General features: G+C 61.3%; 21 protein-coding genes. 17 read left to right on the forward strand and 4 right to left on the reverse strand.

The features are described 5' to 3' along the window. The first annotated feature begins 144 nt into the window (after positions 1-144). The 4 genes from QMX91_RS15265 (at position 145) to QMX91_RS15280 (ending at position 7,045) form a co-directional block, all read left to right on the forward strand. Positions 145-3,738: a DUF2339 domain-containing protein gene (locus QMX91_RS15265; RefSeq protein ID WP_282412984.1), complete on the forward strand. Its 3,594-nt coding sequence runs from the start codon at positions 145-147 to the stop codon at positions 3,736-3,738. Further along, on the forward strand, positions 3,735-5,099 hold the full coding sequence (locus QMX91_RS15270) for a DUF3999 domain-containing protein (RefSeq protein WP_282412985.1): 1,365 nt from the start codon (positions 3,735-3,737) through the stop codon (positions 5,097-5,099). The genes QMX91_RS15265 and QMX91_RS15270 overlap by 4 nt, the downstream gene beginning before the upstream one ends. A gap of 329 nt (positions 5,100-5,428) precedes the next feature. Further along, the gene (locus QMX91_RS15275) at positions 5,429-6,439 is read left to right on the forward strand and encodes a class 1 fructose-bisphosphatase (RefSeq protein ID WP_007961744.1); all 1,011 of its coding nucleotides are present in this window, start codon (positions 5,429-5,431) and stop codon (positions 6,437-6,439) included. 3 nt (positions 6,440-6,442) lie between these two features. Continuing rightward, positions 6,443-7,045 carry a DUF924 family protein gene (locus tag QMX91_RS15280; RefSeq protein ID WP_282412986.1) on the forward strand — a complete coding sequence of 201 codons (603 nt, stop codon included), beginning with the start codon at positions 6,443-6,445 and terminating at the stop codon, positions 7,043-7,045. Positions 7,046-7,055: 10 nt separating this feature from the next. Here QMX91_RS15280 and QMX91_RS15285 read toward each other — a convergent pair whose 3' ends face one another. From QMX91_RS15285 to QMX91_RS15295, 3 genes are all read right to left on the reverse strand, one after another. Continuing rightward, complete coding sequence (locus QMX91_RS15285; RefSeq protein ID WP_103485259.1) at positions 7,056-7,388, reverse strand: type II toxin-antitoxin system RelE/ParE family toxin; 333 nt, start codon at positions 7,386-7,388, stop codon at positions 7,056-7,058. Beyond that, positions 7,385-7,657, reverse strand: coding sequence for a type II toxin-antitoxin system Phd/YefM family antitoxin (locus QMX91_RS15290; protein WP_047290864.1), 273 nt, complete (start codon positions 7,655-7,657; stop codon positions 7,385-7,387). The genes QMX91_RS15285 and QMX91_RS15290 overlap by 4 nt, the downstream gene beginning before the upstream one ends. A gap of 204 nt (positions 7,658-7,861) precedes the next feature. After that, entirely contained in the window at positions 7,862-9,754 is a 1,893-nt protein-coding gene (locus QMX91_RS15295; protein ID WP_282412987.1) for a methyl-accepting chemotaxis protein, read from the reverse strand. Between the two features lie 282 nt (positions 9,755-10,036). Between QMX91_RS15295 and QMX91_RS15300 the strand changes: the two genes are divergently transcribed. Together QMX91_RS15300 and QMX91_RS15305 are read left to right on the forward strand one after the other, a co-directional pair. Beyond that, positions 10,037-10,291 carry a hypothetical protein gene (locus QMX91_RS15300; RefSeq protein WP_003220802.1) on the forward strand — a complete coding sequence of 85 codons (255 nt, stop codon included), beginning with the start codon at positions 10,037-10,039 and terminating at the stop codon, positions 10,289-10,291. Positions 10,292-10,322: 31 nt separating this feature from the next. Continuing rightward, positions 10,323-10,892 (forward strand): lipocalin family protein, encoded by a 570-nt coding sequence (locus QMX91_RS15305; RefSeq protein ID WP_096794672.1) that lies wholly within the window; start codon positions 10,323-10,325, stop codon positions 10,890-10,892. 121 nt (positions 10,893-11,013) lie between these two features. Here the strand turns inward: QMX91_RS15305 and QMX91_RS15310 are convergent, their stop codons facing one another. Beyond that, on the reverse strand, positions 11,014-12,378 hold the full coding sequence (locus QMX91_RS15310) for a formimidoylglutamate deiminase (RefSeq protein ID WP_282412988.1): 1,365 nt from the start codon (positions 12,376-12,378) through the stop codon (positions 11,014-11,016). A 188-nt stretch (positions 12,379-12,566) separates the two neighbouring features. Here QMX91_RS15310 and hutC point away from each other — a divergent pair, with 188 nt between their 5' ends. The 11 genes from hutC to hutG all read left to right on the forward strand — a co-directional run bounded on the left by hutC (position 12,567) and on the right by hutG (position 26,014). Continuing rightward, entirely contained in the window at positions 12,567-13,235 is a 669-nt protein-coding gene (gene hutC / locus QMX91_RS15315) for a histidine utilization repressor (RefSeq protein WP_230679353.1), read from the forward strand. Then, positions 13,232-13,801, forward strand: a complete 570-nt coding sequence (locus tag QMX91_RS15320; protein WP_282412989.1) for a HutD family protein — start codon at positions 13,232-13,234, stop codon at positions 13,799-13,801. Before hutC ends, QMX91_RS15320 begins: the two co-directional genes overlap by 4 nt. A 458-nt stretch (positions 13,802-14,259) precedes the next feature. Continuing rightward, positions 14,260-15,960, forward strand: coding sequence for a urocanate hydratase (hutU, locus tag QMX91_RS15325; RefSeq protein WP_183783819.1), 1,701 nt, complete (start codon positions 14,260-14,262; stop codon positions 15,958-15,960). A gap of 163 nt (positions 15,961-16,123) precedes the next feature. Next, positions 16,124-17,596: a cytosine permease gene (locus tag QMX91_RS15330; RefSeq protein ID WP_115988392.1), complete on the forward strand. Its 1,473-nt coding sequence runs from the start codon at positions 16,124-16,126 to the stop codon at positions 17,594-17,596. Positions 17,597-17,665: 69 nt separating this feature from the next. Then, positions 17,666-18,634: an ABC transporter substrate-binding protein gene (locus tag QMX91_RS15335; protein ID WP_282412990.1), complete on the forward strand. Its 969-nt coding sequence runs from the start codon at positions 17,666-17,668 to the stop codon at positions 18,632-18,634. Between the two features lie 84 nt (positions 18,635-18,718). Continuing rightward, on the forward strand, positions 18,719-19,570 hold the full coding sequence (locus QMX91_RS15340; RefSeq protein WP_027611284.1) for a proline/glycine betaine ABC transporter permease: 852 nt from the start codon (positions 18,719-18,721) through the stop codon (positions 19,568-19,570). Then, on the forward strand, positions 19,567-20,397 hold the full coding sequence (locus QMX91_RS15345) for a glycine betaine/L-proline ABC transporter ATP-binding protein (RefSeq protein WP_282412991.1): 831 nt from the start codon (positions 19,567-19,569) through the stop codon (positions 20,395-20,397). Before QMX91_RS15340 ends, QMX91_RS15345 begins: the two co-directional genes overlap by 4 nt. 179 nt (positions 20,398-20,576) lie before the next feature. Further along, positions 20,577-22,100 carry a histidine ammonia-lyase gene (gene hutH / locus QMX91_RS15350; protein ID WP_282412992.1) on the forward strand — a complete coding sequence of 508 codons (1,524 nt, stop codon included), beginning with the start codon at positions 20,577-20,579 and terminating at the stop codon, positions 22,098-22,100. Between the two features lie 116 nt (positions 22,101-22,216). Continuing rightward, positions 22,217-23,749, forward strand: a complete 1,533-nt coding sequence (gene hutH / locus QMX91_RS15355) for a histidine ammonia-lyase (RefSeq protein WP_210556786.1) — start codon at positions 22,217-22,219, stop codon at positions 23,747-23,749. Between the two features lie 245 nt (positions 23,750-23,994). Next, positions 23,995-25,200 (forward strand): imidazolonepropionase, encoded by a 1,206-nt coding sequence (gene hutI, locus QMX91_RS15360; RefSeq protein ID WP_282412993.1) that lies wholly within the window; start codon positions 23,995-23,997, stop codon positions 25,198-25,200. A 10-nt stretch (positions 25,201-25,210) separates the two neighbouring features. Next, a complete protein-coding gene (hutG, locus tag QMX91_RS15365) occupies positions 25,211-26,014 on the forward strand; it encodes an N-formylglutamate deformylase (protein WP_098966787.1) in 804 nt (267 codons plus the stop codon). Positions 26,015-26,100 lie beyond the last annotated feature (86 nt).

Consider the following 26,100-nt stretch of genomic DNA (forward strand, 5'->3'; position numbering starts at 1 on the left):
GCTCGCGATAGCGCCGTCACATTCAACAGCTTCGTTGACTGACAAATCGCTATCGCGAGCAGGCTCACTCCTACAAGGGTTTGTGCCTAGACTGAAGCAACTGTCGGGATTGCCCCGCCTCGGGGCCGCTTAGGGATATCGACCATGCAATGGATGTTCATGTTGATCGGGTTGCTGCTCGGCTGGCTGCTCGACGAGTCGTTCAGTGCCGCGCTGCTCGGTGCACTGCTCGGGCTGGCGATCGGGCAAACGCTGCGGATCGCCCGGCTTGGCTCGCAGGCCACCGACCAACAGCGTCAACTGGAACAGGCCAAGGTCGCCCTGCAAGCTGTCGAGCAGCGTCTGTTTCTGCTTGAAGGTGCAAGCGTGCGCACCACACCGCCGAGCGTGGCGCCGATGCCGGACGCCATCGTTGAGCCGATCATCGTCGCCGAACAATCCTCCCCCACGCCGGATCTGGTCTGGGAACTGCCGCCCGAACTAGAACCGATCTCTGCCGTTGCCAGCGAAACCAGCCAGCCGCTGCCGGCGGATGTCTGGCGCCTGGATGCTGTTACCGACGAGCCAACAGCGCCGGCACAGCCTGCCGAACCTCGTGGCCCGAACCTGATCGAGCGTGGCATCAGCGCTGCGCGTAACTGGCTGTTCGGTGGCAACACCGTGCTGCGGGTTGGCGTGGTGCTGCTGTTTTTCGGTCTGGCGTTCCTGCTGCGCTACGCCACCGAGGGCATGGTGGTGCCAATCGAATTGCGTTATGCCGGTGTTGCGGCAGCGGCGTTGGCCTTGCTGGCACTGGGCTGGTGGCTGCGTACGCGCAACAGCAGTTATGCGCTGATTCTGCAGGGCACCGGGATCGCGGTGCTGTACCTGACGGTGTTCGCGGCGATGCGTCTGCATCCGTTGCTTGATCCATCTGCCGCGCTGGGGTTGCTGGTGGCGGTCACGGTGTTCTCGGCGATTCTCGCCATCACTCAGGATGCGCTGGGCCTGGCGGCGGCCGCTGCGCTCGGCGGTTTCGCCGCGCCGATCCTGACCTCGACCGGGGCTGGCAACCATGTTGCGCTGTTCAGCTATTTCGCATTGCTCAATGCCGGCATTCTCGCCATTGCCTGGTTCAAGGCCTGGCGCCTGCTTAACCTGATCGGGTTCGTCGGCACGTTCGGTATCGGCTTCGCCTGGGGCCTGCGCTCCTATGCGCCCGAGCTGCTGTGGAGCACCGAGCCGTTCCTGATTCTGTTCTTCCTGATGTACCTGGGCATTGGCCTGTTGTTCGCCCGACGCAAGTTGCTCGACATGCCCGATGCGCCGGCGGACGGCGATCGCGAGGCGCTGCTGCACTGGTCGGCGCGCAAGGGCGACTACGTCGACGGCACGATGCTGTTCGGCCCGTCGATCGTGGGCTTCGGCTTGCAGTTTGCGCTGGTGCAGCACCTGGAGTTCGCCGCCGCGTTCAGCGCACTCGCACTGGGCGTGATCTACATGGGCCTGGCCCGGGTGTTGATGGGCGGCCGCGCCTTGTTGCTGGGTGAAACCTGTCTGGCGCTGGGGGTGATTTTCGCCAGTCTGGCGATCCCGCTGGGCCTCGATGCGCGCTGGACTTCGGCGGCGTGGGCAGTGGAGGGCGCGGGGATTTTCTGGCTCGGCCTGCGTCAGCATCGGCCGTTCGCCCGAGCGTTTGCCCTGCTGCTGCAACTGGGGTCGGCGCTGGCCTTTCTCAGTCAGTTGCGAGTTGGTGAAAGCAGCCTGCTCGACGGCGCACCGTTGGGCGCATTGATGCTCGGCATCGCGCTGCTGTTCAGTTTCTATCAATTGCGCAAAGCCTCGGCGGAACAGGCTTCGCCGTGGGAGCGCCAGGGCTTGCCGGTGCTGGCGGCGCTGGGTCTGACCTTCCTGTACCTGTTGGCGCCGCTGTTTTTCCTGGTTCAGGCGACAGCGATCAGTTGGGCCTTGGCCGGACTGGTGACCCTGTTTGTCGGCCTGCGCCTGCAATCGCGCACGTTCCTGTTCACCGCGTTCGCCGTGCAGTTGCTCGGCGGTGCGTTGTTCCTGTTGCGCCTGCAAGGTGCAGGTGAGGATTCGGCGGCCGTGTTCAGCGCCGGGTGGAGCGGTTTGCTCAGCGCATCGGTGATCGGTGTGGCGTTGATCGGCGGGATGCTGCTGGCGGCGCGCGACGAGATGGTGCGCGGCGATGTGCGGCTGCTGCGCGGGTTGTCGGTGGTGTTGCTGGCGGGGTTGGTGCTGATCAATCTGGCGGTGCTGTTCGTGCTGCCGTGGCAAACCGCGAGTGCGGTGTGGGCGGCGAGCGGTCTGTTGATCATCTGGCTGAGCCTGTACCTCAAACAGCGCGTGAGTTTTGTCTTTGGGCTGTTGTTGCAGTTGATCGGTGGCGCGGCGTTCTTGTTGGCCGGCCCCGAGTTGCTCGGGCCGCTGTCCAGCGAAGGACTGCGGCCGTTGGCCCATTGCGGTTTCTGGACGCCGCTGGTATTGGGGCTGGCCGCGCTGGTCGGTGCCTGGCGTCTGCAACTGGGCAATCACGCCTCGGCCTTCGATGCGCTGAGTTTGCAACGCCTGTCCGAAGTGCTGCTGGTGTGGGGCGCCGGTTGGTGGGCGTTGGCGTGGGTCAGTGAGGTGCTGCGTTTTGCGCCGCTGAATCTGCAGGCGACGCTGTTGCTGCTGATTGCCGCGCTGAGTGTGGCGCTGTGGACATTGTTGGCGCTGCGCCTGAAATGGCCGGCGCTGGGCCTGCTCTGCACCTTGCTGATCCCGGCGGCGGGGCTGGTGCTGCTGGCGGCGTGGCATGCGCGTTATCACCCAGCGGCGAATTTCGGTTGGCTGGCGTGGGTATTGGTGTTCGCCGTGCATTTCTTCAGCCTGCGGCGTCTGGCGCCGATGCTACCGGCACGCGCCTTGAGCACGGCGCACGTGCTGGGTTGCTGGCTGCTGATCGGCGTACTGGCGCTGGAGCTGCGCTACGGTCTGCTGCTGTTGTCCGAGCAATACAACGCGTGGCGCTGGCTGGGCTGGGCGATCCTGCCGAGCCTGTATCTGCTGTTGGCGGCGGCTCCGCGCAGCTGGCCATGGCCGGTGGCGGCATTCCCGCGGGAATATCGTTTGTACGCCGCCGCGCCGCTGGCAGTGCTGATGCTGGCGTGGTTCTGGCTGGCCAACGGCGTCAGCGACGGTAACGCCGAACCGCTGCCGTACGTGCCGCTGATCAACCCGTTGGAATTGGGCCTGCTGTTCGCCTTGTTCGGGGTGTACGTGTGGTCGCGTCATGCGGTGACGCAGTTTGCCCAGCGCAAGGATTACGCCGAGTACGCCACGCAACTGGTCGCCGGGGTCTCCCTATTCGCCTTCTGTACCGCGTTGGTGACCCGCGCTGCGCACCATTGGGCGGGCATTCCGTTCGAGCTGGATCTGCTGCTCGAATCGATGCTGGTGCAGGCCGGGCTGTCCATCGTCTGGACCTTGATGGCGTTGGGGCTGATGATCGGCGGACACCTGCGGCACCGGCGCGAAGTGTGGCTGATCGGCGCGGCGCTGATTGCGCTGGTGGTGGCCAAACTGATTTTTGTCGAATTGAGCAACCGTGGCGGACTGGCCCGGATCGTCTCGTTTATCGGCGTCGGCGTGTTGCTGCTGGTGGTGGGCTATTTCGCACCGCTGCCACCGAAACGTGTCGAAGCCGAACCGGTGGCGGACAAACCCGTGCCGGATACCGAAGGAGTTTCATCTTGAGTCGCATGCTGAATCTGGGGTGGTTGGCGCTGGGCGTGGTGATGGCTGCCGGCGCCCAGGAAAAACCGGCGGACTTCGCCACGCAGGTGCCGCTGACGGTGAGTGGCAACGGCCCGTGGTATCGCCTCGATCTGCCGCTGAGCGCGCAATTGCAGGCCCGCCAGACCGATCTCAGCGACCTGCGCGTGTTCAACGCCGCCGGCGAACCGCAGGCCTATGCCCTGGCTCGGGAATCGGCGCAGACTCGCGACGACGGTCAGTTGCATGAGGTGAAGTGGTTCCCGCTGTACAACGCCGCCGATGCCAGTGAGCGTGCGCCGAACGTGCGCGTGCAATCGACCACCACCGGCACATTGGTTGAAGTGCAGCCGTCGACTCAGCTGGAGGCCGGCGAAGAAGTGCTGCGTGGCTGGTTGCTCGATGCCAGTGCGATCAAGGCGCCGCTGCAGCAGTTGATTCTTGACTGGACCAGCGAGCGTGACGGCTTCCAGCGCTTCAGCATCGAGGCCAGTGATGACTTGCAGCATTGGCAGGCGTGGGGTGATGGGCAGGTCGCGCGGCTGACCTTTTCCGACGAACGCATCGAACAGCACGAAGTGACGCTGCCGGGGCAATCTGCGCGCTATCTGCGCCTGTTGTGGGATGCGCCAACCTCGGCGCCCATCCTCACGTCGGCGCAACTGAAAAGCAGCGATCCACGTAACGTGCCGCTGCCGTTGGTCTGGTCGCAAGCGCTGGCGGGCAACAGCACCAAGTCCGGCGAGTACACCTGGCAGTTGCCGATGGGCCTGAATGTCGAGCGGGTGCAGGTCGAGCTGAAGCAGCCGAACAGTCTGGCTCCGGTCACACTCGCGGGCCGGCGCGAAAGCAGCCTGCCGTGGCAGACACTGAGCAACGGTTTGCTGTATCGCCTGACCCAGAACGGTCAGGACGTGGTGCAAAACGAATTGCAGTTGTACGGGCAGACTGTGCAGCAGCTGAAACTGAGCGTGGATGAGCGTGGCGGCGGTCTGGGTGAGCAGGCACCGAGCCTGAAGTACGCGGTGCGGGCGACCCAGGTGATTTTCCTCGCACGGGGTGACGGGCCTTACAGCCTGGCGCTGGGCAATCCGACGGTGAAAACCGCGAACCTGCCGCTGAGCACGCTGATTCCGGATTTCAAACCGGAAAAACTCGCGGCGCTGGGCAAGGCCTCGGTGCAGGGTGAGGTGGTTGCCACTCAGGCTGCGCCGGCGACTACGGCGGCAGTAGCCGAGACCAACTGGAAGAAAATCGGCCTGTGGGCGGTGTTGCTGGTGAGTGTGGTGTTCCTCGGGGCGATGGCGGCGAGCCTGTTGCGCAAGCTGCCGACCAATTCCTGAGCATGGCTGGCGCTGCGCGCCAATCGCTGGCAAGCCAGCTCCCACAGTTGACCGAGTAGCCTCGATGGACGCGATCAATGTGGGAGCGGGCTTGCTCGCGAAGGCGGCTGATCGGCCAACGAGAATTTCAGATCGGTCGCGGTTGCGCACGCACCACCCGTCCCGTTTCGAACTACGCTCAATCCGGTACCTGAACTCTCTCGACCCGATCACGTCTGATACAAGCAATTGCGCCCCAATGCACGTTACCGGGCGTCATCGCTCGCTACGTTTTCAGACTCCCTGTAAACTGCGCGGGTTTTTAGCCCCCCATTCCACCGGAGCCGTCCATGTCCCGCGTTACCCTGAGTCGCTATTTGATTGAGCAGACCCGCAGCAATAACACTCCTGCCGATCTGCGCTTCCTGATCGAAGTGGTGGCGCGTGCTTGCAAAGAGATCAGCCACGCCGTGTCCAAAGGCGCCCTGGGTGGTGTTCTGGGCAGCATGGGCACTGAAAACGTCCAAGGCGAAGTGCAGAAGAAGCTCGACGTGCTGTCGAACGAGATCCTGCTCGAAGCCAACGAATGGGGCGGTCACCTGGCCGGCATGGCGTCCGAAGAAATGGACAATGCCTACCAGATCCCGGGCAAATACCCGAAAGGCGCCTACCTGCTGGTGTTCGACCCACTGGACGGCTCGTCGAACATCGACATCAACGCTCCGGTCGGCACCATCTTCTCGGTATTGCGTTGCCCGAACGAATACCTGAGCCAGAACGAGCCGCTGAACGAAAAAGCCTTCCTGCAGCCAGGCACCCAGCAGGTTGCCGCCGGTTACGCGATCTACGGCCCGCAGACCATGCTGGTGCTGACTCTGGGCGACGGCGTCAAAGGCTTCACCCTGGACCGCGAAATGGGCAGCTTCGTACTGACCCACGAAGACATCACCATTCCTGAAACCACCCAGGAATTCGCGATCAACATGTCCAACCAGCGCCACTGGGAAGCCCCGGTGCAACGCTACGTCAGCGAACTGCTGGCCGGCGAAGAAGGCCCGCTGAAGAAGAACTACAACATGCGCTGGGTCGCCGCGATGGTGGCCGACGTGCACCGCATCCTGACCCGTGGCGGTCTGTTCATGTACCCACGCGACAGCCGTGAGCCATCCAAGCCCGGCAAACTGCGTCTGATGTACGAAGCCAACCCGATGTCGTTCCTGGTGGAACAGGCCGGCGGCGCGTCCACTGACGGCCACCAGCGCATCCTCGACATTCAGCCGGAAGGCCTGCACCAGCGCGTAGCGGTGTTCCTCGGCTCGAAAGAAGAAGTCGCCCGCGCCACGGCTTACCACAAGGAATAAGCCATGACCGCGCCCTGGCAGCCGTTGCTCGATTGGTGGTTCGGACATGTCGAATCACCGGACGAGATTGCGGCTGACAAGGGCAAGTTGTGGTTCGGCAAGAAAGACAGCCAAGACCTCGAAGCGCGTGAGCGTTTCGGGGTCTTTGTCGATCAGGCCCTCGCTGGCGAATTGGCCGAGTGGACGCAACGTCCCGAAGGTTGGCTGGCCGTGGTGCTGCTGCTCGATCAACTGCCGCGCATGATCTTTCGCGACACGCCCAAAGCATTCTCGGGTGATCTGCGTGCGCAGAAACTTGTCGCGCAGGGCATTGCTGCGGATTTCGACCGGAAACTGAAGCCGATCCAGCGCGTATTCATTTATCTGGTGTTCGAACACTGCGAAAACCTCGCGGTGCAGAACGAAGCCGTTTCGCGCTTTATCGATCTGGTGGCTGAGCAGCCGGAAAGCGAACGGGCGGTGTTTGCCGACAATCTGGACTATGCCGAGCGGCATCGGAAAGTGATTGCGCGGTTTGGAAGGTTTCCGCATCGCAATGCGGTGTTGGGACGGGAGTCTACGGCGGAGGAGTTGGCGTTTCTCAGTCAGCCTGGGTCACGGTTCTGATTTGTTGAGTTCAAGGATTGCCGTTCAACAGTCTCTTCATCAAAAGTGAAGGCAGGCTTTTTCTTGAGTCGACAATGATATGAACGAAGACGGTTTTTTCTCTGACTTCATAAATGACTCGGTTCATCCCGGAAATGATTTGTCGGTATTGACCAAGGTTGAGCTTCTCGATTTCCTCGGGGATTGAACCGGAATAAGGAAGGTCTGCGAGACCAAGAATGGCGGTCTTGAGATCAGCGTAGGTACTCTGCCACGTCTGACTCGAGAACTGTTTGATAAGGTAGGTACGGAGTTCTTTGAGATCTGTCTGTGCGGACTGAAGAATAACGACCTTTAAACTCATTGATGGTCGGCCCTGTCCAAGTCCGCGAAAACATCCTCAGCGTCTCGATACTTGCCTTCCTCAATCTCCCGATTGCCCATTGCCAATAGCTTCAGCAAAGCCATCGTGTCTTCTTGCTCCTCAAAGCTTTTCACGTCCATAACTACAAGCTTGGCTTCACCATTTTGGGTGATGACCAATGGCTCACGGCTTTCAGTGATCGACTTGACGATCTCCGCTGTATGACTTTTGAGGTAGCTGATCGGTTTGATTTGCGATGAAAGCTTCATGGTTGAGTCTCGCCAAATTGAACAGGACTGAGTTTAGTCTTAATTCAGTCCAGCGTCATTGCGAGCTGACCAGCGTATTTCAACTCAAAATTCAATCGTCGCTAACGCCGTCATCGCCAGCAGGCTGCCTCCCAAAGGGAATCTGTGTCGTTCACAAAAACCTGTGGGAGCGAGCTTGCTCGCGAAGACGCCAGTGGCCGCGCCTTAGATCCTGAAGCTGCCTACCAGCTGCTTCAAGCGCGCTGCCTGCTGCTCCAGATCCGAACAAGCGCGCAAGGTTGCCTGCAGGTTCTCCACACCTTCCTGGTTCAGCGTGTTGATCTCGTTGATGTCGACGTTGATCGATTCGACCACAGCCGTCTGCTCCTCAGTCGCGGTAGCCACCGACTGGTTCATGCCGTCGATCTCGCCGATGCGTTGGGTCACGCTGCCCAGGCGTTCGCCGGCCTGGTTGGCGATGCCGACGCTGCTTTCGCTCTCGCGCTGGCTCTCGGTCATGATGCTCACTGCCTGGCGTGCGCCGACCTGCAGTTCTTCGATCATCTTCTGCACTTGCTGCGCCGAATCCTGGGTGCGGTGGGCGAGGTTGCGCACCTCGTCAGCGACCACGGCGAAACCACGGCCAGCCTCACCGGCGCGGGCCGCTTCGATGGCAGCGTTCAGCGCCAGCAGGTTGGTCTGCTGCGAGATGCTGGTGATCACTTCCAGAATCTGCCCGATGTTCACCGTGTTGCTGTTGAGGGTTTCGATGTTGCCGCAGGAGTCGCTGATTTTTGCCGACAACTGCTGCATCGCGTGGATGGTTTTATCCACAACCTGCTGGCCGTCGACCGCCAGGCTGCGCGCATCACTGGAGTGCTGCGAGGCGAGGGCGGCGTTCTGGGCGATTTCCTGAGCGGCGGCGCCGAGCTGGTTGATCGCCGCGGCCACGCTGTTGGTGCGGGTCGCTTGCTGATCGGAGTTGTACATCGACGAATTCGATGCGGCGACCACTCGCAGGGCGACTTCGTTGACCTGGCCGGTGGCCGAGGACACTTCACGGATCGAGGTGTGAATACGTTCGACGAAGCGGTTGAACGACAGACCCAGCGCGCCGAATTCATCATGGCCGTGGATCACCAGACGCTTGGTCAGGTCGCCTTCACCTTCAGCGATGTCGTGCATGGCGCGGCCCATGGTCAGCAGCGGTTGCATCAGCACGCGGATCAGCATGCCGAGCAGGGCGATGATGATCACCACGGCGATCACCATGGCGATCAGCGCCGAGGTGCGGAATTCGCTGAGCATCGAGAATGCGGTGTCCTTGTCCAGCACCAGCGCCACGTACCAGTCGGCCGATGGCACGCCGTTGACGCGGGTGAAGGAGATCAGTTGTGTCTTACCGTTGAACTCGACTTCTTTCAGGCCCGGGCTGACTTTCGGTGCGCCGTTTGGATAAGCCTCGGCGAGGGTTTTCAGGACCAGTTTGCTGTCCGGGTGAATCAGAATCTTGCCATCGGCGCTGACGATGAACGCATGGCCGTGGCCACCAAAGTTGAGCGAGTTGATGATCGCGCTGACGCTGGTCAGGTCGATATCCGCGCCGGCCACACCGATCATCTGGCCCTGACGTTGCACCGGGGTGGCGACGGTGATTACCAGTTTGCCCGACGATGCGGCGATGTAGGGTTCGGTGACGATGGTCTGTTGGGCGCTGTTGGCTGCCTTGTACCAGCCACGGGCGCGCGGGTCGTAGTCCGGCGCGCGATTGCCGGCGGGTACCGAGAACATCACGCCGTCAGCGCCGCCGAAGTAGCTGAGCTGGAAATTCCCGGTGTAGGCGGGCAGGTCGATGATGCGCTTGAGGCTGGCCGGGGCGCTGCCGTCGGCGGCGACCTGCTGCGACAGTGATTGCAGCAACTGGATGCGGCTTTCCAGCCAGGTCTGGATGTTGCTGGTGGTCAGGCTGCCGAGTTCCTGCATCGAGGCTTCGGTGCTGCTGCTCAGGGCTTCGCGTTGTCGATAGTCGTTGAACAAAATGAAACAGGCGAACGCAACGGCCACCACGAGGGCGGCAGCCAACAAGATCTTGTGGCTGAATTTCATGTTTCTGGTCATCGAATGAACTACCGCGAAGGGGCTGGTCGAGAAAGGGCGGCAATTTGCCACACTCGGGGGCTTTGCGCTGCTCTTATTTCGACCGCCGCGCGCCAAAGATTAGGCGTCTTTGATGAAATGCGACGAAATGCTCAATAGCCGCACAAAGTGTCTGATTTACCGGTAAATGCCAGACGAGCGGAGCGATAAATAGCCCTTTCTGAAGGGAACCAGATGAGGGTTTTCTCTTCTAAGCTTCTGGTTGGCACCATGCCATCCCCCTTCCGCTCCAGGAGTTACTTCATGTCGCTGCGATCTATCGCCCTTCTGACTTTTTGCGTGCTGTTGGCCGCGTGCAGCAAGGTCAATCAGGAAAACTATTCCAAGCTTTCGGCCGGCATGGCCAAGGCCGAGGTTGAGACGCTGCTCGGCAAACCCACCGACTGTTCGGGTGCGCTCGGCATGTCCAGTTGCACCTGGGGCGATAAAAACAGCTTTATCAGCGTGCAGTACGCCGGTGACAAAGTGCTGATGTTTTCCGGCCAAGGCCTGAAGTAAACCGGGGCTATGCGCCCACGGGAGAAAAATAATGAAGCGGTTATTGTTCGTCCTTTTTGCCGGCCTGGTACTGGCCGGCTGCGCCACCCACGGTGAAGATCCGCTGGCGCCCAAGACGGCTCACAGTGTCAATCTCAAGCGTTATCAGGGCACCTGGTATGAACTGGCGCGCCTGCCGATGTACTTCCAGCGCAACTGCGCGCAGTCCGAAGCCCACTACTCGCTCAGACCCGACGGCAATGTCGATGTGCTCAATCGCTGCCTGACCTCCGACTGGCAGTGGGAAGAAGCCAAAGGCAAGGCTTATCCGCAGGTGCCGGGCAAGACCGACAAGTTGTGGGTCGAGTTCGATACCTGGTTCTCGCGCTTGATTCCGGGTGTGGCGAAAGGCGAATACTGGGTGTTGTACGTCAGCGACGACTACAAGACCGCCATCGTCGGCGACCCGAGTCGCAAGTACATGTGGTTGCTGTCGCGCACGCCAACGGTCAATGGCGTAGTGCGCGAGGAGTTGCTGAGCAAGGCGCGGCAGCAGGGTTACGACACTACGCGACTGATCTGGCGGGCGTCGGATCGGCAGATGGCGAAGACTTCGAACTAAAGGTCACCACAAATCAAATGTGGGAGCGGGCTTGCTCGCGAAGAGGGCGTGTCAGTCGACTGAAATATCGACTGATACACCGCTTTCGCGAGCAAGCCCGCTCCCACATTTTTGTTTTGTGTCAGCCTAAAAGTTCGCGCAGAACCTGGGTGAAGGCACGTGCGCTTTCCTCTTCGCCCGCGTGCCGTCCATCGCGCACCACCCACTGACCATTGACCAGCACATCGCGCACCTGGCGATCTCCGCCAGCGAACAGCCAGCGATTCAAAATCCCGTCACCACTGGCGGTCGCCAGATACGGATCATTGCCATCGAGCACGATCCAGTCCGCCCGCTTGCCGACTTGCAGCGCACCAATCGGCTGTCCCAAAGCCTGGGCGCCGCCGTCCAGCGCCGCGTCATACAGCGTGCGCCCAACCATCGGCTGATCCGCGCCATACAACCGGTTACGCCGCTGATCGCGCAGACGCTGGCCGTATTCCAGCCAGCGCAATTCCTCGACCACGCTGAGCGACACATGGCTGTCGGAACCGATGCCCATGCGCCCGCCCTGAGCGAGGAAATCCACCGCCGGGAAAATCCCGTCGCCCAGATTCGCTTCAGTGGTCAGGCACAGGCCGGCGATGGCGCGACTTTTGGCCATCAGCGTGACTTCTTCCGGGTTGGCGTGGGTCGCGTGAACCAGGCACCAGCGCTGATCGACCTCGGTGTTTTCGTAGAGCCATTGCAGCGGACGGCGACCGCTCCAGCTCAGGCAGTCGTCGACTTCCTTCTGCTGTTCGGCGATGTGAATGTGCACCGGGCACAGCTTGTCGCTGGCGGCCAGCACTTCGCTGATCTGCTGCGGGGTAACCGCGCGCAACGAGTGGAAGCACAGACCCAGCGACTGCGCTTTTTGCTGAGCCAGTAATGGCTGCAAGCGCGATTGCAGATTCAGGTAATTTTCGGTGCTGTTGATGAAGCGGCGCTGCCCATCATTGGGCGTCTGGCCGCCGAATCCGGAATGGCTGTAGAGCACCGGCAGCAGGGTCAGACCGATGCCGCTTTCGCTCGCTGCCTGACTGATGCGCAGTGCCAGTTCGGCCGGATCGGCATACGGCTGACCGTTATTGTCGTGGTGTACATAGTGGAATTCAGCAACCGAGGTGTAACCGGCCTTGAGCATTTCGATGTACAGCTGACGGGCGATCACGCCGAGCTGCTCCGGGCTGATTTTTCCGACGAGGCGATACATCAGGTCACGCCAGGTCCAGAAACTGTCGTTGGGATTACCGGCCACTTCCGCCAGCCCGGCCATCGCGCGCTGGAAGGCGTGGGAGTGCAGATTGGGCATGCCCGGCAGCAGCGGACCGCTCAGCCGTTCGGCGCCGTCTGCAGTGGAATCGGCCTGAATCCGGGTCAGCACGCCATCGGCGCTGACCTCAAGACGTACATTGTTGGCCCATCCGTTAGGCAGCAGCGCGCGTTCGGCAAAGAAAGCGGACATGGTTCAGCACCCCATCGTGTGTTATTTGTATATACATATACAGACGTTTGCCTGCCCGGTAAACTCCGGCAAGCTAGCAACCTTCATCCAATGAACAGGGATCAACCGTGCCGACTCCGCCTCCAGTCTCTCCGTTGGCCGCGAACCTGGGCGACAGTCCGGCGCCCTTGTACGCCCGCGTCAAACAGATGATCACCCAGCAGATCGACAGCGGTAACTGGCCACCGCACTACCGCGTGCCATCGGAAAGCGAACTGGTCAGCCAGCTCGGTTTCAGCCGCATGACCATCAACCGCGCGCTGCGTGAAATGACCGCCGACGGCCTGCTCGTGCGCATGCAAGGTGTAGGCACGTTTGTCGCTGAACCGAAGAGCCAGTCTGCGTTGTTCGAAGTGCACAACATCGCTGATGAAATTGCCTCCCGTGGCCATCGCCACACCTGTCAGGTGATCACCCTCGAAGAAGAGGCCGCCGGCTCCGAGCGCGCGCTGGCGCTGGACATGCGCGAAGGGCAGAAGGTCTTCCACTCGCTGATCGTGCATTACGAAAACGACATTCCTGTGCAAATCGAGGACCGCTTCGTCAACGCGCTGGTCGCCCCGGAATACCTCAAGCAGGATTTCACCCTGCAGACGCCTTACGCCTATCTCAATCAGGTCGCGCCACTGACCGAAGGCGAGCATGTGGTCGAAGCGATCCTCGCTGAGCCGTCCGAGTGCAAGCTGCTGCAGATCGAAAAAGGTGAGCCTTGCCTGCTGATCCGTCGCCGTACGTGGTCGGGGCGTCAGCCGGTGACCGCCGCGCGTTTGATTCACCCAGGTTCCCGTCATCGTCTGGAAGGACGCTTTCATAAATGAATGGTTTGAAGGTTTTACGCGCCGAGGGTTACCCGCGCATGCCGTGGAAAAACGGCGGCGGCAGCACCGAAGAGATTACCCGTGATGCGGGTGCCGGCCTCGATGGTTTCGGCTGGCGTCTGTCGATCGCCGACATTGCCGAGTCCGGTGGATTCTCGACTTTTGCTGGTTACCAGCGAGTGATTACGGTGCTGCAGGGCGATGGCATGACCCTGTGTGTCGACGGCGATGACACTCGCCCATTGTTACCGCTGGATCCGTTTGCGTTCAGCGGCGAAAGCCAGGTGTCCTGCACTTTGCTCGGTGGTGCGATCCGCGACTTCAACCTGATCTACGCGCCGCTGCGTTACAGCGCGCGGTTGCAGTGGCTGGAAGGCGAGCAGCGGTTTTTCAGCTCGGCGACGACGGTGCTGGTGTTCAGTGTCAGTGAGCTGCTGCAAGTGCAGGTTGCTGACAACACTGCGCAACTCGGCCGCCATGATTGCCTGCAACTGGACGGTAACACCGGGCTGGTTGAAGCGGCCGTCAATGCCGGGTGCTGCGTGATTGAGCTGACCGCGCGCTGATCCAACTCTGGTAACACTCCTGTGGTGAGGGGATTTATCCCCGATGGCGGCGCAGCAGACCTTTTGGGACCGCTACGCGCTCCATCGGGGATAAATCCCCTCACCACAATTGCATTTCAATTCCTGTTTCCCTCGGCGCACCAACTTGTTACCGAACGCCCCAGCGTGGCGCAAAACCACGGGTTCGTAACGATCCGCCGAATCCTCAATTCCTCCCCGCAAAAATTTTCATCCACGCCGTAACCCTTGTCTCAGGCGCTCTGCAGCCCTGTCCGCAATTTTTCTTGAGCGCCCCTCCAGCAAGTTGGCCGCTTGATTGCATATGCTTGTATGTACAAGTAAAGACGTATGCGTATAAGTCCGCAGCGTCCACTGATTCGCTTGTCGCGCATTGAGGCGCGCAGGCTGCTTGCCCACTGCCAGGGTTGGTTTGAATTGATCGCTGAGGAGTCTTTTTCGTGACTGACAATAAGCCTACAACTGCCGTTTATACAAAGAGACGTGACGTCGAAATCCGTGCATCGCGCGGCAACAAGCTGACCGCCAAGAGCTGGCTGACCGAAGCGCCGCTGCGCATGCTGATGAACAACCTTGACCCGGAAGTGGCCGAGAACCCGAAAGAGCTGGTGGTCTACGGTGGCATCGGTCGCGCGGCGCGTAATTGGGAGTGCTACGACAAGATCGTCGAAAGCCTGACCAATCTGAACGACGATGAAACCCTGCTGGTGCAGTCGGGCAAACCGGTCGGCGTGTTCAAGACTCACAGCAACGCCCCGCGCGTACTGATCGCCAACTCCAACCTGGTGCCGCACTGGGCGAGCTGGGAACACTTCAACGAGCTCGACGCCAAAGGCCTGGCCATGTACGGCCAGATGACCGCCGGCAGCTGGATCTACATCGGCAGCCAAGGCATCGTTCAGGGTACCTACGAAACCTTCGTCGAAGCTGGTCGCCAGCACTACAACGACAACCTCAAGGGCAAGTGGGTGCTGACCGCAGGCCTCGGCGGCATGGGCGGCGCTCAGCCACTGGCGGCCACCCTGGCCGGTGCCTGCTCGCTGAATATCGAATGCCAGCAGGTGAGCATCGATTTCCGCTTGAAAAGCCGCTACGTCGACGAGCAGGCCAAAGATCTCGATGACGCCCTGGCGCGCATCGCCAAATACACCGCCGAAGGCAAGGCGATCTCCATCGCCCTGCTGGGCAACGCGGCAGAAATTCTGCCGGAACTGGTCAAGCGTGGCGTGCGCCCGGACATGGTCACCGACCAGACCAGCGCCCACGACCCACTCAACGGCTACCTGCCGGCGGGCTGGACCTGGGACGAATACCGCGCCCGCGCCAAGACCGAGCCGGCCGCTGTGATCAAGGCCGCCAAGCAGTCGATGGCCGTCCACGTCAAAGCGATGCTGGACTTCCAGAAACAAGGCATTCCGACCTTCGACTACGGCAACAACATCCGTCAGATGGCGCAAGAAGAAGGCGTGGAAAACGCGTTCGACTTCCCGGGCTTTGTACCGGCCTACATCCGCCCACTGTTCTGCCGTGGCATCGGCCCGTTCCGCTGGGCGGCGCTGTCGGGTGACCCGCAGGACATCTACAAGACCGACGCCAAAGTCAAAGAACTGATCCCGGACGACGCGCACCTGCACAACTGGCTGGACATGGCCCGCGAGCGCATCAGCTTCCAGGGTCTGCCGGCACGTATCTGCTGGGTCGGTCTGGGCCTGCGCGCCAAGCTCGGTCTGGCGTTCAACGAAATGGTGCGCAGCGGCGAGCTGTCGGCACCGATCGTGATCGGTCGCGACCACCTCGACTCCGGCTCCGTTGCCAGCCCGAACCGCGAAACCGAATCGATGCAGGACGGTTCCGACGCCGTGTCCGACTGGCCACTGCTCAACGCCCTGCTGAACACCGCGAGCGGCGCGACCTGGGTTTCCCTGCACCACGGCGGTGGTGTGGGCATGGGCTTCTCACAGCACTCGGGCATGGTGATTGTCTGCGACGGCACTGACGAAGCCGCCGAGCGTATTGCGCGCGTGCTGCACAACGACCCGGCCACCGGTGTCATGCGTCACGCCGATGCCGGTTACCAGATCGCCATCGACTGCGCCAAGGAGCAGGGGCTGAACCTGCCGATGATTACCGGCGGCAAGTAACACGCTTTGGCTTTATGTGGGAGCGAGCTTGCTCGCGAAAGCAATCTGTCAGCCAGCACAGATGTTGAATGTGCTGGCCAATTCGCGAGCAAGCTCGCTCCCACAGAAAAGCAGCCCTACCGAAGCTCAGTGAACAATTAAAACAATCCACAGAGGTTGAATCATGGCTGTAACCCCCGATCGTGCAGGCAACAAACCGTTGATCGAAAGGCGTTCGATCGACTACATCCCGGAAGCGGAAAGACACGGTCGTCTGTTGAGCCAGTTCACCCTGTGGATGGGTGCGAATCTGCAAATCACTGCGATTGTCACCGGGGCCCTGGCCGTGGTGCTGGGCGGTGATGTGTTCTGGTCGTTGATCGGTCTGTTGATCGGTCAACTGCTGGGCGGTGGCGTGATGGCGCTGCATGCGGCGCAAGGGCCGAAACTGGGCCTGCCGCAGATGATTTCCAGCCGCGTGCAATTCGGCGTCTACGGCGCGGCGATCCCGATCGTGCTGGTGTGCCTGATGTACCTGGGCTTCACCGCCACCGGTACGGTGCTTTCCGGCCAGGCGCTGGGCCAGTTGTTTGGCGTCAGCGACACCGTCGGCATCCTGCTGTTCGCCAGTGTCATCGTAGTGGTCACGGTGCTTGGCTATCGGGTGATCCACTGGATCGGCCGGGTTGCCAGTGTCATCGGCGTGATTGCTTTTGTGTATCTGTTCAGTCGTCTGCTGAGTCAGGTGGATGTGGGCGCACTGTTGCAGATCCGTCACTTCAGCTGGAGCAGCTTCCTGCTGGCGGTGTCGCTCGCGGCCTCCTGGCAGATCGCGTTCGGCCCTTATGTGGCTGACTATTCGCGTTACCTGCCGAGCAAGGTTTCCTCGGTGAAAACCTTCTTTGCCGCTGGCGCCGGTTCGGTCATCGGCGCGCAGGTGGCGATGGTCCTCGGCGTGTTCGCGGCAGCTTCGGCCAACGGCCAGTTTGCCGGTCACGAAGTGGCCTACATCGTCGGACTGGGCGGCACTGGTGCCACGGCGGCGCTGCTGTACTTCAGCATCGCGTTCGGCAAGGTGACCATCTCGACGCTGAACTCCTACGGCAGCTTCATGTGCATCGCCACCATCATCAGTGGTTTCAAAGGGCACCTGACCGTTACGCGTATGCAGCGTCTGGTGTTCGTGCTGGTGATCGTCGGCGCGGCAACCCTGATCGCCTTGCTCGGTCAGCACTCGTTCCTCGGTGCGTTCAAGTCGTTCATCCTGTTTCTGCTGGCGTTCTTCACGCCATGGAGCGCGATCAACCTGGTCGACTACTACTGCATCACCCGCGAGCGCTACGACGTGCCGGCGCTGGCCGATCCGAACGGTCGCTACGGGCGCTGGAACCTGCTCGGGATCAGCGTCTATGTGTTCGGCGTGCTGGTGCAACTGCCGTTCATCTCCACCAAGTTCTACACCGGCCCGCTGGTGGCCGCCCTCGGTGATGTGGATATCTCCTGGATCATCGGTCTGGTGCTGCCTGCTGCCCTCTATTACGTGTGCGCAAAAAAATGGCACGGCTCGGTGCCTGATCAACTGATTCTGCCGGTCGAGCAGAACAGCGTTGTACCACCTGAAAAAAGTGGGGCCGGGCGCGCTGCGGCGCAGGCCTGATTGGACGTGGACAGGGCTGGATGCCTCTTGACTGCCGTAAGCCAATTCATGATTAGGAGCGTCGCAACAATGAAATCGAACAAGACCCTGCTCACCACACTGTTGTCCATGGGCCTGCTGGCCAGTGCCGGTGCCACTCAGGCAGCCGGTTGGTGCGAGTCCGGTAAACCGGTGAAATTCGCCGGTCTGAACTGGGAAAGCGGCATGCTGCTGACCAACGTGCTGCAAGTGGTGCTGGAGAAAGGTTACGACTGCAAGACCGACAGCCTGCCGGGCAACTCCATCACCATGGAGAACGCCCTGAGCAGCAACGACATTCAAGTGTTCGCCGAAGAATGGGTCGGCCGCAGCGAAGTCTGGAACAAGGCCGAGAAGGCCGGCAAGGTCGTCGGTGTCGGCGCCCCGATCGTCGGCGCAATCGAAGGCTGGTACGTGCCGCGCTACGTGATCGAAGGCGACGCCAAACGCAAGATCGAGGCAAAAGCCCCGGACCTGAAAAACATCGCCGACCTGGGCAAGTACGCGGCTGTTTTCAAAGACGCCGAAGAGCCGTCCAAGGGCCGTTTCTATAACTGCCCGGCGGGCTGGACCTGCGAGCTGGACAACAGCGAAATGCTCAAGAGCTATGGTCTGGAAAACAGCTACACCAACTTCCGCCCGGGCACAGGACCTGCGCTGGATGCGGCGGTGCTGTCGAGCTACAAGCGTGGCGAGCCGATCCTGTTTTATTACTGGTCGCCAACCCCGCTGATGGGCCAGATCGACGCGGTCAAACTCGAAGAAAAACCGGGCGTCGACAAGAGCGTGAGTATCAAGGTCGGCCTGTCGAAAACCTTCCACGAGCAGGCGCCAGAACTGGTGGCCGTGCTGGAAAAGGTCAACCTGCCGATCGACCTGCTGAACCAGAACCTGGGACGCATGGCGAAGGAACGTATCGAGTCGCCAAAACTGGCGAAAATCTTCCTCAAGGAACATCCTGAGGTCTGGCACGCGTGGGTCAGTGACGACGCAGCCAAGAAAATCGACGCGGCGCTGTAGGTCGATACCTCCCGGTCAACCGTGAGGCTGGCCGGGAGATATGCCGTAAATCGCTTGATTGAGATTTCTGATTGAGAGCCGCTTATGTTTCCCGAAAGCTTTACCTTTTCCATCGCCGACTGGGTCAACGGTTGGGTCGATTCGCTGGTCACCAACTACGGTGATGTGTTCCGCCACATCTCGGACACCCTGCTGTGGGCCATCGTCAACCTCGAAGGCCTGCTGCGTGCGGCGCCGTGGTGGTTGATGCTGGCGATCGTCGGCGTGGTCGCCTGGCACGCCACGCGCAAAGTGCTGACCACCGCTGTCATCGTCGGTCTGCTGTTCCTCGTCGGTGCTGTCGGCCTGTGGGACAAACTCATGCAGACCCTGGCGCTGATGATGGTCGCGACGATCATTTCGGTGCTGATCGGCATTCCGCTGGGGATTCTCTCGGCGCGCAGCAATCGCTTGCGTTCGGTGCTGATGCCGCTGCTCGACATCATGCAGACCATGCCCAGCTTCGTGTACCTGATTCCGGTGCTGATGCTGTTCGGTCTGGGCAAGGTCCCGGCGATTTTCGCCACGGTGATCTACGCCGCGCCGCCGCTGATTCGCCTGACCGATCTGGGCATCCGCCAGGTCGACGGTGAAGTGATGGAAGCGATCAACGCTTTCGGTGCCAACCGCTGGCAGCAACTGTTCGGCGTGCAACTGCCGCTGGCTTTGCCAAGCATCATGGCCGGGATCAACCAGACCACGATGATGGCCCTGTCGATGGTGGTGATCGCCTCGATGATCGGCGCCCGTGGCCTGGGTGAAGATGTGCTGGTGGGGATTCAGACCCTCAACGTCGGACGCGGCCTCGAAGCCGGTCTGGCGATCGTGATTCTCGCGGTGGTCATCGACCGTATTACTCAGGCGTACGGTCGGCCACGGCATGAGGTGAGCAAATGAACAACGCAACCGTGAGCAAGATCGAAGTCAAAAACGTCTTCAAGATTTTCGGCAACCGCGCCAAGGACGCACTGACGATGGTCGGCCAGGGCAAGACCAAGGATCAGGTGCTGAACGAAACCGGTTGCGTGGTCGGGGTCAACGACCTGTCGCTGAGCATCGGCACCGGTGAGATCTTCGTGATCATGGGCCTGTCCGGCTCCGGCAAATCGACCCTGGTGCGCCACTTCAATCGCCTGATCGACCCCACCAGCGGCGCGATCCTGGTCGACGGCGTGGACATCCTGCAATACGACATGGAAGCGCTGCGCGAATTTCGCCGGCACAAGATCAGCATGGTGTTCCAGAGCTTCGGCCTGCTGCCGCACAAGACCGTGATCGAGAACGTCGCCTACGGCCTGAAAGTGCGCGGCGAGAGCAAGCAACTGTGCGCTGAGCGCGCGTTGCACTGGATCAACACCGTGGGCCTCAAAGGCTACGAAAACAAATACCCGCACCAGCTCTCCGGCGGCATGCGTCAGCGCGTGGGCCTGGCCCGCGCCTTGGCGGCGGACACTGACATCATTCTGATGGACGAAGCGTTCAGTGCGCTGGACCCGCTGATCCGCGCCGAGATGCAGGACCAGTTGCTGGAGCTGCAAAAGACTCTGCACAAGACCATCGTCTTCATCACTCACGACCTCGACGAGGCCGTGCGCATTGGCAACCGCATCGCGATTCTCAAGGACGGCCGCCTGATCCAAGTCGGCACGCCAAGAGAGATCCTGCATTCGCCGGCAGACGAGTATGTTGACCGGTTCGTGCAGCGGCGGGCGGCAGTAGTCTGAAATGGATTGCCTTTGTGGCGAGGGGATTTATCCCCGATGGGTGGCGAAGGCGCCCCCAAACATTGCATGCGGTGCACCTGAAACATCCTGGCTGCAGGTTTTGGGGCTGTTGCGCAGCCCATCGGGGATAAATCCCCTCACCACAGGTTTTGTATCAAAGAATTGGTATGAGGTTTTAGATGTCCCAGGCTGAAAAAATCATCATCACCGGCAACCCCCTGCGTTGGCAGGACGTGGTCGCCGTCGCCCGTCACGGCGCGCAACTGGAGTTATCGAGCGAGACCTGGGCGCGCATCGAAAACGCTCAGGGCATCGTCCAGCGCATCGTCGAAAGCGGCGAGCGTGCCTATGGCGTCAACACCGGTCTGGGTGGTCTGTCCAACGTTTCGCTGAAGGACGAACAACTCAGCCAGCTCTCGCGCAACACCTTGCTCAGCCACGCCTGTGGCGTCGGCCCGGTGCTGTCTGATGAGCAGACTCGCGCGATCCTCTGCGCCGCAATCCACAACTACAGCCACGGCAAATCCGGCATTCATCGCCGTGTGGTCGAAGCGCTGCTGGCGCTGCTCAATCGCGGGATCACCCCGCAGGTTCCGTCGCAAGGTTCGGTGGGTTACCTGACGCACATGGCGCACATCGGCATCGCGCTGCTGGGCGTGGGCAATGTCAGCTATCGCGGGCAGATTATCTCGGCGCAACAGGCGCTGGCCGAAGAAGGCCTGCAACCGGTGCAACTCGGCGCGAAAGACGGTTTGTGCCTGGTCAACGGTACGCCGTGCATGACCGGCCTCAGCTGCCTGGCGATTGCCGACGCGACGCGTCTGGTGCAATGGGCCGATGTGATCGGCGCCATGAGTTTCGAAGCGCAGCGTGGGCAGATCGCCGCGTTTGACGCCGAGATCATCGCGCTCAAGCCGCACCCCGGCATGCAGCAGGTCGGTAGCAACCTGCGCGCCTTGCTCGATGGCAGTGAAGTGATCGCGACGAGCAAAGGCGTTCGCACTCAGGATGCGCTGAGCATCCGTTCGATCCCGCAGGTGCACGGCGCGGCGCGTGATCAACTGGAACACGCGATCAAACAAGTCGAAGCCGAACTCAACGGTTGCACCGATAACCCGTTGCTGCTGGGCACGCCGGACAACTTCCGGGTGATGTCGCAGGCCAACCCGCACGGCCAGTCAGTGGCGATGGCAGCGGATCTGCTGGCGATTGCCATGGCTGAAATCGGCTCGATTGCCGAGCGCCGCCTCGATCGTCTGGTCAACCCGTACGTCAGCGGTCTGCCGGCATTTCTGGTGGCCAACCCGGGGGTGAACTCCGGGATGATGATCGTGCAATACGTCGCCGCTTCGCTATGTGCCGAGAACCGCCAGCTGGCGCAACCGGCAGTGCTCGACAACTACGTCACCTCGGGCCTGCAGGAAGACCACCTGAGCATGGGCACCAGCGCTGCACTGAAGCTGCACCGCGCCCTGGAAAACTGCACGCAGATTCTCGCCATCGAGTACCTGCTGGCGGCGCAGGCCTTTGAATTCCTCAAGGAGCAGCGCTTTGGCGCGGGCACTGATCGGGCGTGGCGGCTGCTGCGTGAAACCGTCCCGGCCTACGATCAGGATCGCTGGCTGGCGCCGGATATCGCCGCCGCCGCCAGCGTGCTGAAAAACCCGAATGCGCTGCACAACGTATTACCGAATCTGCACTGACAACTACCCATACCAGCGTGCCAAGGCGCGGATCGTCCACAAGACGGGAAGCGACGGATAACGGAATGCTCCGGAGCGACTGGTAGTTAATAACAATGTTCAAAAGGAGCATTTTAATGACTGCGCTGAACCTGATTCCCGGCCAACTGAGCCTGGCCCAATTGCGTGACGTCTATCAGCAACCGGTCAAGTTGACCCTCGACAACAGCGCTGCGGCGCAGATCGAGGCCAGCGTCGCTTGCGTCGAGCAGATCCTCGCCGAGAACCGCACTGCATACGGCATCAACACCGGCTTCGGCCTGCTAGCGTCGACCCGCATCGCCAGCGAAGATCTGGAAAACCTGCAGCGTTCGCTGGTGCTGTCGCACGCCGCCGGTGTCGGCCAGCCGATCAGCGATGAGCTGGTGCGCCTGATCATGGTGCTCAAGGTCAACAGCCTAAGCCGTGGTTTCTCCGGCATCCGTCGCGTGGTGATCGACGCACTGATCGCGCTGATCAACGCCGAGGTTTATCCGCATATTCCGCTCAAGGGTTCGGTGGGTGCATCCGGTGACCTCGCGCCATTGGCGCACATGTCGCTGGTGCTGCTGGGCGAAGGCAAGGCGCGCTACAAGGGCGAGTGGATGGAAGCCACCGAAGCGCTGAAAGTCGCCGGTCTGACCCCGCTGACCCTGGCGGCGAAAGAGGGTCTGGCGCTGCTCAACGGCACTCAGGTGTCCACGGCGTTTGCGCTGCGCGGTCTGTTTGAAGGTGAAGACCTGTTTGCCGGTGCGCTGGCAATCGGCGGTCTGACGGTGGAAGCGGTACTCGGTTCGCGCTCGCCGTTCGATGCACGTATTCACGCCGCTCGCGGTCAGAAAGGTCAGATCGATGCTGCAGCCGCATATCGCGATCTGCTCGGCGGGCGCAGCGAAGTGTCCGATTCGCACCAGAACTGCGAAAAGGTTCAGGACCCGTACTCCTTGCGTTGCCAGCCACAAGTCATGGGCGCCTGCCTTACCCAGTTCCGTCAGGCCGCCGACGTGCTGGTGGTTGAAGCCAACGCCGTCTCCGACAACCCGTTGGTATTCGCCGCTGAAGGCGATGTGATTTCCGGTGGCAACTTCCACGCCGAGCCGGTGGCCATGGCCGCCGACAACATGGCCCTGGCCATCGCTGAAATCGGCTCGCTGAGCGAACGCCGTATCTCGTTGATGATGGACAAGCACATGTCGCAACTGCCGCCGTTCCTGGTGGCCAATGGCGGGGTCAACTCCGGCTTCATGATCGCTCAGGTCACCGCCGCAGCACTGGCCAGCGAGAACAAGGCGCTGTCCCATCCGCATTCGGTCGACAGCCTGCCGACCTCGGCCAACCAGGAAGACCACGTGTCGATGGCGCCGGCCGCTGGCAAGCGCCTGTGGGAAATGGCCGAGAACACCCGCGGCATTCTCGCGGTGGAATGGCTGGCGGCGGTGCAGGGGCTGGACCTGCGCAACGGTCTGAAGACCTCGGCCAAACTGGAACAGGCGCGGGCGATTCTGCGCCGCGAAGTACCGTTCTATGAGAAGGACCGCTTCTTTGCACCGGACATCAATGCGGCGACCGAGTTGTTGGCTTCGCGCTGCTTGAGCGAATTGGTTCCGGCGAAATTGCTGCCTAGTTTGTAAGTGTTTTTCAGGGGGAGTTTTGTTGTTGCTGAAATCGATCCCCCTCACCCCAGCCCTCTCCCCCAAGGGGGAGAAGGGGAAGGGAGCCAATCTTCATTGTTTTCAGAGCCGGAGTTCGGCTCAAGATTCTCAGGTCGATGTATTTCGACAGAACAACCCGGTCAGTCCCCTCTCCCTCCGGGAGAGGGCTAGGGTGAGGGGCTTTTGAAGGCTCCCCACCAAACCAATTCCAACGGAGGCCAACAGTGAAAACCCTCTGGCAACACTGCCACGTCGCAACCATGGCGCAGGGCGTCTACTCGATCATCGAGGATGCGGCCATCGTGACGTCCGGTGCGCACATCGAGTGGATCGGTCCGCGCAATCTGCTGCCGTCCGGCGAATACCCGGCGGTCAACGATCTGCAAGGCGCGTGGGTGACCCCCGGCCTGATCGACTGCCACACCCACACGGTGTTCGGCGGCAACCGCAGCGGTGAATTCGAAAAGCGTCTGCAAGGCGTCAGCTATGCCGAGATCGCGGCGCAGGGCGGCGGCATTGCCAGCACCGTGCGCGCCACCCGTGAAGCAACTGAAGACCAGCTGTTCGCCAGCGCCGCCAAGCGTCTGAAAAGCCTGATGCGCGACGGCGTGACCACGGTCGAGATGAAGTCCGGCTACGGTCTGGACCTGGCCAGCGAACGCAAGATCCTGCGGGTCATCCGTCGCCTGGCCAAGGAGCTGCCGATCAGCGTGCGCAGTACCTGTCTGGCCGCCCACGCGCTGCCGCCGGAGTACAAGGATCGCGCTGACGACTACATCGAGCACATCTGCGCCGAGATGCTCCCGGCATTGGCCGCCGAAGGGCTGGTCGATGCGGTGGATGCGTTCTGCGAGTACCTGGCGTTCTCGCCGGAGCAGGTCGAGCGGGTGTTCATCACCGCACAGAAACTCGGCCTGCCGGTGAAGCTGCATGCCGAGCAATTGTCATCGCTGCATGGCTCCAGTCTGGCGGCGCGGTATCACGCGTTGTCTGCCGACCATCTGGAGTTCATGGACGAAGACGACGCCATCGCCATGGCCAAATCCGACACCGTCGCCGTGCTGCTGCCGGGGGCGTTCTACTTCCTGCGCGAAACCCAGCTGCCGCCGATGGACGCCCTGCGCAAGCACAAGGTCAAGATCGCCATCGCCAGTGACCTCAACCCCGGCACCTCGCCGGCGCTGTCGTTGCGCCTGATGCTGAACATGGCTTGCACCTGCTTCCGCATGACCCCGGAAGAAGCCCTGGCCGGCGCGACCATTCATGCCGCACAAGCGTTGGGGATGGCTGACACCCACGGTTCGCTGGAAGTCGGCAAGGTCGCGGATTTCGTCGCCTGGCACATCGATCGTCCGGCGGATCTGGCCTATTGGCTCGGTGGTGATCTGGACAAACGCGTCGTGCGTCACGGCGTCGAATCAAGTCTGTAGGAGAGCGGTTGTGGATAAGGTTCTGAGTTTCAAACAAGGTCGCGTACCGCTGCTGATCAGCATGCCGCATGCCGGTGTGCGCCTGACGCCAGCGGTCGAAGCCGGGCTGATCGCGGACGCGAAAAGCCTGCCGGACACCGACTGGCACATTCCGCAGCTCTATGACTTTGCCGAGGAACTGGGCGCCAGCACGTTGGCCGCCGAATACTCGCGGTTTGTCATCGACCTTAACCGTCCGTCCGATGACAAGCCGTTGTATGCCGGCGCCACCACCGGGCTGTACCCGGCGACGCTGTTCGATGGAATTCCGTTGTTCCGCGAAGGGCACGAGCCCTCGAAATCAGAGCGCGCGACCTACCTGGAACAGGTCTGGACGCCGTATCACCGCACCCTGCAACAAGAGCTGGCGCGGTTGAAGGCCGAGTTCGGCTATGCGCTGCTGTTCGACGCGCACTCGATCCGCTCGATCATCCCGCACCTGTTCGACGGCAAACTGCCGGATTTCAACCTTGGCACCTTCAACGGCGCCAGTTGCGATCCACAGCTTGCTGGACAGCTCGAAGCCATTTGCGCCCGTCACGATCATTACAGCCACGTGCTCAACGGACGCTTCAAGGGCGGCCACATTACCCGCCATTACGGCAACCCCGCCGAGAACATCCACGCCGTGCAACTGGAGTTGTGCCAGAGCACCTACATGGAAGAGTTCGAACCGTTCCGCTACCGCGCCGATCTGGCAGAGCCGACGCGGGTGGTGCTCAAGGAGTTGCTGCAGGGCCTGCTGGCCTGGGCAAAGTCGCACTACACCGCATAACCCACTGTGGGAGCGGGCTTGCTCGCGAAGGCGGCGCATCAGGCAACATATGCGTTGAATGACACAGCGCTTTCGCAAGCAAGCCC

Source organism: Pseudomonas sp. PS01299 (assembly GCF_029960145.1).
GTDB classification, from domain to species: Bacteria; Pseudomonadota; Gammaproteobacteria; order Pseudomonadales; family Pseudomonadaceae; genus Aquipseudomonas; species Aquipseudomonas putida_A.